This is a genomic window from Streptomyces boetiae (assembly GCF_031845405.1).
In the GTDB taxonomy this organism is placed as follows: Bacteria; Actinomycetota; Actinomycetes; order Streptomycetales; family Streptomycetaceae; genus Streptomyces; species Streptomyces boetiae.
Window position 1 is genome coordinate 1 of sequence record NZ_JAVREN010000121.1, and the last position, 461, is coordinate 461.

At 67.7% G+C, this 461-nt stretch carries 1 protein-coding gene; it reads left to right on the top strand.

What is annotated here, in order from left to right:
- Positions 1 to 30: 30 nt before the first annotated feature.
- On the top strand, positions 31 to 461 hold a 431-nt coding region (locus RM780_RS27665; protein ID WP_311633643.1), incomplete at its 3' end, for a wax ester/triacylglycerol synthase domain-containing protein.

Consider the following 461-nt stretch of genomic DNA (forward strand, 5'->3'; position numbering starts at 1 on the left):
GAGCTGGTGCGCTCGGCGTTCGCCGATCACATGCGTCAGCTCGGCAGGTTGCCCGGGACCGTCCGCTACACGACCCAAGGGGTCGGACGGGTGCGACGCAGCAGCCGCAAGCTGTCGCCGGAGCTGACCCGCCCCTTCACCCCGCCGCCCAGCTTCATGAACCACATACTGGACGAGAAACGCCTGTTCGCCACGGCCACACTGGCATTGGCCGATGTCAAGGAGACCAGCAAGGCGCTCGGGGTCACCATCAACGACCTGGTGCTGGCCATGTCGTCGGGGGCGCTGCGCAAGCTGTCGCTCAAATACGACGGCAAGGCCGATCATCCGTTGCTGGCCTCGGTGCCGATGAGCTTCGACTTCTCGCCGGACCGGATCTCGGGCAACCGGTTCAGCGGCGTGCTGGTGGCATTGCCGGTGGACGTCGCCGACACCGCCGAGCGGGTGCAGCGCCCCCGACG